Origin of the sequence: Tumebacillus permanentifrigoris (genome assembly GCF_003148565.1) — a bacterium.
Classification (GTDB): domain Bacteria; phylum Bacillota; class Bacilli; order Tumebacillales; family Tumebacillaceae; genus Tumebacillus; species Tumebacillus permanentifrigoris.
In genome coordinates this window covers 95,886-103,350 of the sequence record NZ_QGGL01000017.1, presented here as the reverse complement: position 1 = coordinate 103,350, position 7,465 = coordinate 95,886, and the positions used below count along the sequence as shown (strand labels likewise).

Annotated in this window: 7 protein-coding genes; 6 read left to right on the top strand and 1 reads right to left on the bottom strand. The window is 54.8% G+C overall.

What is annotated here, in order from left to right:
- The first annotated feature begins 456 nt into the window (after positions 1 to 456).
- On the top strand, positions 457 to 912 hold the full coding sequence (locus C7459_RS17975) for a hypothetical protein (protein ID WP_109690674.1): 456 nt from the start codon (positions 457 to 459) through the stop codon (positions 910 to 912).
- A gap of 476 nt (positions 913 to 1,388) precedes the next feature.
- Here C7459_RS17975 and C7459_RS17970 read toward each other — a convergent pair whose 3' ends face one another.
- Positions 1,389 to 1,607, bottom strand: a complete 219-nt coding sequence (locus C7459_RS17970; RefSeq protein WP_109690673.1) for a hypothetical protein — start codon at positions 1,605 to 1,607, stop codon at positions 1,389 to 1,391.
- A gap of 88 nt (positions 1,608 to 1,695) precedes the next feature.
- Here C7459_RS17970 and C7459_RS17965 point away from each other — a divergent pair, with 88 nt between their 5' ends.
- Genes C7459_RS17965 through C7459_RS17945 form a run of 5 tightly spaced genes read left to right on the top strand, consistent with a single transcriptional unit; the run spans position 1,696 to position 7,360 of the window.
- Positions 1,696 to 1,992 (top strand): hypothetical protein, encoded by a 297-nt coding sequence (locus C7459_RS17965; protein ID WP_109690672.1) that lies wholly within the window; start codon positions 1,696 to 1,698, stop codon positions 1,990 to 1,992.
- A 49-nt stretch (positions 1,993 to 2,041) separates the two neighbouring features.
- Positions 2,042 to 2,836 carry a terminase small subunit gene (locus C7459_RS17960; RefSeq protein ID WP_109690671.1) on the top strand — a complete coding sequence of 265 codons (795 nt, stop codon included), beginning with the start codon at positions 2,042 to 2,044 and terminating at the stop codon, positions 2,834 to 2,836.
- Positions 2,820 to 4,124, top strand: coding sequence for a PBSX family phage terminase large subunit (locus C7459_RS17955; RefSeq protein ID WP_109690670.1), 1,305 nt, complete (start codon positions 2,820 to 2,822; stop codon positions 4,122 to 4,124). The genes C7459_RS17960 and C7459_RS17955 overlap by 17 nt, the downstream gene beginning before the upstream one ends.
- A 4-nt stretch (positions 4,125 to 4,128) precedes the next feature.
- Positions 4,129 to 5,502, top strand: coding sequence for a phage portal protein family protein (locus C7459_RS17950; RefSeq protein ID WP_109690669.1), 1,374 nt, complete (start codon positions 4,129 to 4,131; stop codon positions 5,500 to 5,502).
- The gene (locus C7459_RS17945) at positions 5,441 to 7,360 is read left to right on the top strand and encodes an XkdF-like putative serine protease domain-containing protein (RefSeq protein ID WP_109690668.1); all 1,920 of its coding nucleotides are present in this window, start codon (positions 5,441 to 5,443) and stop codon (positions 7,358 to 7,360) included. Before C7459_RS17950 ends, C7459_RS17945 begins: the two co-directional genes overlap by 62 nt.
- Positions 7,361 to 7,465 lie beyond the last annotated feature (105 nt).

The following is a 7,465-nucleotide window of genomic DNA, read 5'->3' as shown; positions in this document are numbered from 1 at the left end:
GCAACTACTTCAAGTGCGTTGACAAAGCGACCGAGCGCACCGATATCCCGGTAGAGCACACCGCCTAACGTCGACCGATGACTACGCCCACCACCCGCGCTACGGCCCGCTGGTGGGCGTTGCTGATCCGTTGACCAATGTGTAAGCTGGCGTTTATGCTTGTAGTCGAGGTGAAACACATATGGAGAACGATCAATTCGTAGTAGATTGCGGCGGTGAGTGGATTCTCAAATTCGAGCCCAAACCAAACGATTACCGCGTTGTGCCGGAAATACTACATGCGGTCATGGCGCAGTTTGATCGCGGGATCTACGTGGTCCGTCCAAATACCAAGCATGTAAAGAGAGTAACGAACTACGTCTATACGAGTTTCGGAATCGAATACACCATTTTGAGAGAGCGGAGATAAATCCTCGCTCTCTTTTCTTTTGACCAAACAAGAGGAGGGAACCCCTTATGGCGCAAGTGTATTTGACTCAACAGGGCATCTATCAACACAAGGCAGAGTTGCTCGACATCCAAGAACGCTACCTGCCGGAAGCTAAGGCAGGTAGCAATGAACATTTGGTTCAGTTCTATGAAGCGCGGATCAAGAAACTGCGCGATCAGCTCGCCAACTGCATCCGTATCGAGACGAGGACCCCGATCCAAACCCCGATCGCGGATGTCGAACAGGTTTGGATCGAGTTCTGGAAGCCACTCGTCACCGATGCAGAAGGCAACGTCGACATGGATCAGGTGAAGAAGGAACTGTGCGATCTGCACTTCCTGATCCAGAACGTCGGCAAGGTCTACGACCACATCACTGGCGGCATGATCAGCAAGGTCCTCACCGACCCGAAGGTCGTCATCCGTGAGGCAGAGGATCACTACCGCCGTTGCTACGACCCGGAGGATGAGGGAGAGGAATAGAAAGGAGGGATGACCCGTGGTGAAATGGGACGATATCCCGTGGTACCACCTGCTGTGGTTAATGCCCTTCGCTCTGTTCATATGGTGCTGTCGCGGTGTGGCGTCTTTGTGTAGCGGGGTGAAGAAGCGATGATCCCGACACCGATCCAAGATACCTACCGTCGCCGGATGGTTGGACGAGCACGTGTCTTCCGGGACGCTCGCCGTAAGCAACGTACAGAGCGAATGGTCAGGGCGTATTACCCAACAGTATTTTTCTGGCTACTCGTACTCTACCTGATAGGGAGGCTGACATAGATGAGTAAACTGGGATATCGTCGTGAGAGACCGCCTGAGCAACCGAAAGCGCCGACAGCATGCAAAGGGTGCATCTGGCTCCGAGACAACGGAGGGCGGTACTCCTGCCCGTATGCGAGTTGTGTGCGGGACGGGTGGTCGGTGGGGAAATAGAAAAACCACCCGGTTGGGTGGTTTGGTTACATGATGAAGACGTAGCCGTCGTCCTCGTTATTCTCAAGTTTGTCGATTTCCGACAAGTGAATCACAGACACCGAATCACCTGAGCTAATGTGGATGACGTTGTTGTCTTCGTCATACTTCGTAAGTACGCCCGTCACATTCGAACCATTGCGTTTAAACACAGCAACTTCTTGATTCAGGTTGGCGTGAATTGTTTCGCTATCGAAATGTTGCATATGACCCCTCCTTTCCGCACCCTAACTTCGTCCGACATGTAGGCATTTCCTGCTAGGCGTCGAATGTTGATGATGGAGGTGAGTTAAGATGCTGACTGCGGCACAGAGAGAAGACCTGAATAATTGGAAAGATGATTTGTTAATCAATCTTAATCGCGCGAAGGCGGAGTTGTCATCACTTCAGAGAGAAGTGGAGCGACTGAAATTTCGTTGGGAGGTAGCGAAGGGGTTACCGGAAACACCACTTAAGCAAAACGTCGTACAATCGACTGAAAAAGATTGGGTAAAAGCCCAAAACACGCTCAATCGCGAAGAGTTCCGCTTGAACAACGACATCGAAAATAACGGCATGATTCTCAATGAAATCGAAACATTGTTAAGTTAAGCACCCTCAAGGGTGCTTTTTCATTTCCATGGAGGTGAGGTGATGACACATGAACCGCGAGGAGATCCGTAAGGAGTACGAGACAACCGACATTAGACCCAAGGCGCTGGCAGAGAAACACGGGATGTCGGTTGATACCCTCAAGTCGTGGATGAAGCGAGATGCCCAGCGAGGCGACAAATGGACGAAGAACGAGGGTGCACCCGTACATACAAAGGGTGCACCCTCTTCTAATTCGAAGGTGCACCCTGAGGAGCGTGGAGTGAGCCCGCCGGAAGCAGAAGTCGTCGACGGTGCAGAGGAGCCAACAAACCCCGATCTCACGCCAAGACAGCGCCGATTCGTCGAGGAGTACCTGATAGTCCCAAACGCCACGCAGGCGGCTATACGGGCTGGCTACAGCGCCAAGACTGCCAAAGAGCAGGGACACCGCCTGTACACCAATGTTCACATCCGCTCCGCTATCGACGCAGCTCAAACTGCTCGTGCTCAACGCAAGAAGGTCGACGCCGACTGGGTACTGGAACGCCTCATCAAGATGGCTGACTACAACACGCGGGACTTCCAACAGCTCATCACCCGCAAGGTGAAAGTGTTGCAACCGGGGGGCAATGTGGAGGAGTTCGAGGTGCAGGATGTGGTGTTCAACGAGGATTTCGACGGCACGATCACCGGCGGCCTGTCGAAAGGCAAGGACGGCTTGAAGATGGAGATGCCTGACCGTTTGCAGACATTGAAGCTCATCGGCCAGCACATCGGAATGTGGAAGGATGGCGGCGACGTCAACGTAAATATCGGCGTGCAGATCGTGGACGACATCGGAGGGGATAGCGGTGCAGATTAGACTCTCTGAGATCGTGACCCCGCACTTCCAGTCGTTCTGGAGGACGTCCAATTCGAAGAAGTATCTCCGGCACGTCCTCAAAGGCGGGCGGGGCTCAGCGAAGTCGACGCACATCGCATTCAAGCTGATCGTGGACATGATGCGCTACCCGGTGACCACACTGTGCGTCCGGAAGGTCGCCAACACGCTTGGTGAGTCTGTTTTCGAGCAGTTGAAGGAAGCTATCGAGATCCTGAACGTCTCCGACTATTGGAAAGTCCAGAAGTCGCCGATGCAGCTGATCTACAAGCCTCGCGGGAACAAGATCATCTTCCGTGGTGCTGACGATCCGGCGAAGATCAAGTCGATCAAGATGTCGAAGTATCCGGTTGCCTTTCTATGGATCGAGGAGCTTGCGGAGTTCAAGACGGAGGACGAGGTCTCCATGATCGAGAACTCCGTCCTGCGCGCCGAACTACCAGATGGCCTGCACTATGCCTTCTACTACTCGTACAACCCGCCAAAGCGAAAGCAGAGCTGGGTCAACAAGAAGTACGAGTCGCATCTGGTGCCGGCCAACACTTACGTTCACCACTCGACCTACCTCCAGAACCCGCACATCTCTAAGGCATTCGTGCAAGAAGCAGAAGAGGTCAAGCGCAAAAATCCACAAAAGCATGCGTGGGAGTACGGAGGGGAAGCGATCGGCAGCGGAGTTGTACCGTTTGACAATCTGACGTTCCGAACGATCACCGACGATGAGTTCCGCACCTTTGATAACATCCGTCAAGGGAATGACTGGGGCTACGGTGTGGACCCGGTCGCGTTCGTCCGCTGGCACTACGATAAAACCCGCCGGCGAATCTATGCGATGGATGAAGTGTATGGCGTCAAGATCCCGAACCGTGTGCTGGCTGAACGCTTGAAAGCGAAGGGCTATCACACGACGATGACCACGGCGGACAGTGCGGAACCAAAGTCGGTCGACGAGATGCGCGAGCACGGCGTGAAGATCCGCGGTGCGAAGAAGGGTCCGGGATCGGTGGAGTACGGCGAGAAGTGGTTGGGTGAGGAGATCGAGGAGATCATCATCGACCCCCGTCGAACGCCGAACATCGCACGTGAGTTCGAAAACATCGACTTCAAAACAGATACCGACGGCAACCCACGCGCGGAGCTCGACGATAAGGACAACCACACGATCGACTCGACGCGGTATGCGTTTGAGGAAGATATGCGCAACGCAAAGAAACCGGAAACAAACTTCAAACCGATGACCCTTGGAGCCGGAACGAACCGATGGAGGTAGCAATATGGCAAATCAAAATATCTATCTGGAACACGGTTCCACCGGCCTGACGCGATTCGGGGGGCAAGTCTCTGAGGAGTGGTTGTCAGACCTCCGCGGAACCAAAGGCATCAAGGTGTACCGAGAGATGCGAGACAACGACCCCGTGATCGGCTCGATTCTTTTCGCAATCAAGATGCTGATCAGGCAGGCGGCGTGGCGGGTCGAGCTCGGCGGAGACAGTCCGGCCGACAAAGAAGCGGCTGAATTCTTGGAATCATGCCTCTACGACATGAGCATGACTTGGCACGACACGCTGACCGAGATCCTATCCTTTCTCCCGTTCGGTTGGAGCTACCACGAGATCGTTTACAAACGTCGCCTTGGAGACAGCAAGGACCCGACGAAGCGCAGCAAGCACAACGATGGGAGGATCGGGTGGCGCAAGATTCCGATTCGTTCGCAAGAAACGCTGTTACGCTGGGTGTTCGACGAAGAGGGCGGCATCCAAGCGATGGAACAGTCTGGACCTCCCGACTACCAATTACGGACGATCCCGATTCAAAAGGCACTCTTGTTCCGCACGGAAGCGACCAAGAACAACCCGGAAGGCCGCAGTGTTTTGCGTAACGCATACCGACCTTGGTACTTCAAGAAGAACATCGAAGAGATCGAGGGGATTGGCATCGAACGCGACCTCGCGGGACTACCTGTTGCCTTAGTGCCTCCGGAAATCCTATCGCCCAGTGCAACTGATGAACAAAAAGCGTTACTGAGTTCAATCTCCGCTGTGGTTACGTCGATCAGGCGTGATAGTGAGGAAGGAATCATATTCCCCGCCGAAGAGACGACGGACTTAGATGGAAAAACAGCGAAAACGGGCTATAAACTCCATCTCCTCACATCGGGCGGCAGGCGGCAATTTGATACCACGGAGGTAATCCAACGGTACGAGCAGCGCATGGCGATGACGGTCCTCGCCGACTTCATCATGCTAGGGCACCAAAAGACCGGCACCCACTCTCTTGGCGACAACAAAACGAAGATGTTCAGCGTGGCGATCGGGGCTTTCCTCGACGAGATCGCAGAGGTGTTCAACGCTCACGCAATCCCTCGACTGTTTGCGTTGAACAGTTTCCCTGGTCTCACTGCTCTACCGGAGTTGGTGCATGGTGACGTCGAGTCTCCAGACCTGCAGGAGCTTGGTGAGTTCATCAAGTCGATGAATGCAGCCGGGTTTGAAATCGGGAAAGACGAGGAGCTTGAAAATCACCTGCGTGGTGCGGCGAATCTGCCGTTGAAGCCGACCGAGAACCGAGGGGAGGTGAAACCTACCAATGGCGAGCCGGAAGAAACCGACGACCCCGAACATGCAGACCCTGAAGACACTATGGAGTAAGCTGATCGACGGGATCTGGAAGTCGGACGACACCCAACCACCCGATTGGCTGGCACTCCAAGAGATCGCAGACCTTCATTCCCCTGAGCTAATCAAAGCCTTCATAGATGCAGTCAAAAAGACGCAGTCTGACACCGTTCTCGAAAAGGTGGAGGCTGCGTTTTCTACTGGCGATGTGAAAGCGGTGGAGGCGTCGATCAACTGGAAGACCCTGACGAAGGAGCTTGAGCGCACCGTTCAGCCTGTGTTGCAGAAGGTAGCGGAGCAGGCCGCACGCGCAGAGGTGCCGGTCACATCGAAGAAGATCGGCGTAGAAGTCGCGTTCAAACAGACCAACCCTTTGGCACAACGCTGGGCATCTGAGAAATGTGGCGAATTGATCGTGCAGGTGACCGAAGAGACGAAACAGGCGACCCGCCAGATCATCGAACACGCATTTGAGAAGGGTGGGCACCCGCGAGAGAGCGCGAAACTGATCGTCGACCACATCGGACTGACTGAGGCAGACGCGAAACGAGTTGTAGAGGCCCGGACGGATCTCCTGAACAGTGGTGCAACCTCTGAGCAGGCCGATGCGAAAGTGGAAGCTCTGTCCCGCGACCTCCTTGAACAGCGCGCAGAGAACATTGCCCGTACCGAGACGATCAACGCGAGCAACAACGGCCAGAATTTACTCTGGGAGCAAGCGCGGGAAGATGGGTATCTGGACGACAACTTGTTCATGAAAGAGTGGATCGCGACACCGGGTGATAGAACGTGCCCGACGTGCATGGCAATGAACGGGAAGCGCGCGCCGATCGATGGTGAGTTTGCTAACGGATTGAAGTGCCCGACATTGCACCCGCGTTGTCGTTGTGCAATGGGCCTTGTGGAGGTGGAAGAGTTGGATTTGACAAAGGGGCATAGCGGGTTGTGGGTGGGCTTCTGGTTGTCGCCCGAGACAGCGAAGCAACTGGCAATCCCCGGTGGCGAGGCTCCCGAGGACATGCACCTCACGCTCACATACTCCCCAAACGCGACAGGCGAGGCAACAAAACGAGCAATCGAAGCCATGAAGAACATCGCGCAGGCGTTGCCTCCTGTCGCAGGAGAGGCAAGTGGGGTCGGGCGATTTTATGCCAGCGAAACATCGGGCGGCGTGGATGTTGTGTACTCCTCGTTCGATGCTCCGTTGCTCCCTGACTTCCGGCATGCAGTTGTGGACGCGCTGGAGACCGCAGGAGCGCCGCCAAGTCGCGCGCATGGGTACACACCGCACATCACGCTTGCTTACGTAGAGCAGGATGTGGACGCCCTTGTGACTCACGGGGATTCGGTCCCCATTGTGTTCGACAGCATTCAGGTGCGAGTTGGTGATGATGAAGTGCATACCTTTCCGTTGACCGGTGATGGTGCCGCCAGAGCGCAGAATGGTTTTGTGACCTTCGATGTTGGAAAGTCCGATCTTGCACCGGAAGACGATTGGACGGCACCTCTTAGCATCACCAAGACAGACACCGAAAAGCAGATGGTGTTCGGTTGGCTTTCTGTTTCGGTGACTGCAGAGGGAGTGCAAGTGATCGACTTGCATGGGGACATCATAGAGGAACACGAACTCGAAGCGGCAGCGTATGACTTCGTGTTGCATGCCCGGATTGCTGGTGAGATGCATGAACGCTTCGAAGGTATCGGGCGGTTGGTCGAGTCGACGGTGTTCACTGCCGAGAAACAGCGAGCATGGGGCATCCCGGAGGGCATCATGCCCATTGGTTGGTGGGTTGGTTTCAAGATCGACGACCCCGACGTATGGGCGAAGGTGAAAAGCGGGGAGTACGGGGCATTTTCCATCGGCGGAAAGGCGATTCGGGTCCCTGTTTAGCTGAGAGGAGGTGAAATGACTCATGTCTCGCCCTACAAAATTGCAAAATCTCAGGATTCATGAGGGTTCCCTCGTGGATCGGCCCGCGAATCAACAATCGCGGGT

Excerpts from the sequence above, each read along its gene's own strand:
- C7459_RS17975 (WP_109690674.1), top strand. The coding sequence starts at position 457 with ATGGCGCAAGTGTATTTGACTCAACAGGGCATCTATCAACACAAGGCA.
- C7459_RS17970 (WP_109690673.1), bottom strand. The coding sequence starts at position 1,607 with ATGCAACATTTCGATAGCGAAACAATTCACGCCAACCTGAATCAAGAA.
- C7459_RS17965 (WP_109690672.1), top strand. The coding sequence starts at position 1,696 with ATGCTGACTGCGGCACAGAGAGAAGACCTGAATAATTGGAAAGATGAT.
- C7459_RS17960 (WP_109690671.1), top strand. The coding sequence starts at position 2,042 with ATGAACCGCGAGGAGATCCGTAAGGAGTACGAGACAACCGACATTAGA.
- C7459_RS17950 (WP_109690669.1), top strand. The coding sequence starts at position 4,129 with ATGGCAAATCAAAATATCTATCTGGAACACGGTTCCACCGGCCTGACG.
- C7459_RS17945 (WP_109690668.1), top strand. The coding sequence starts at position 5,441 with ATGGCGAGCCGGAAGAAACCGACGACCCCGAACATGCAGACCCTGAAG.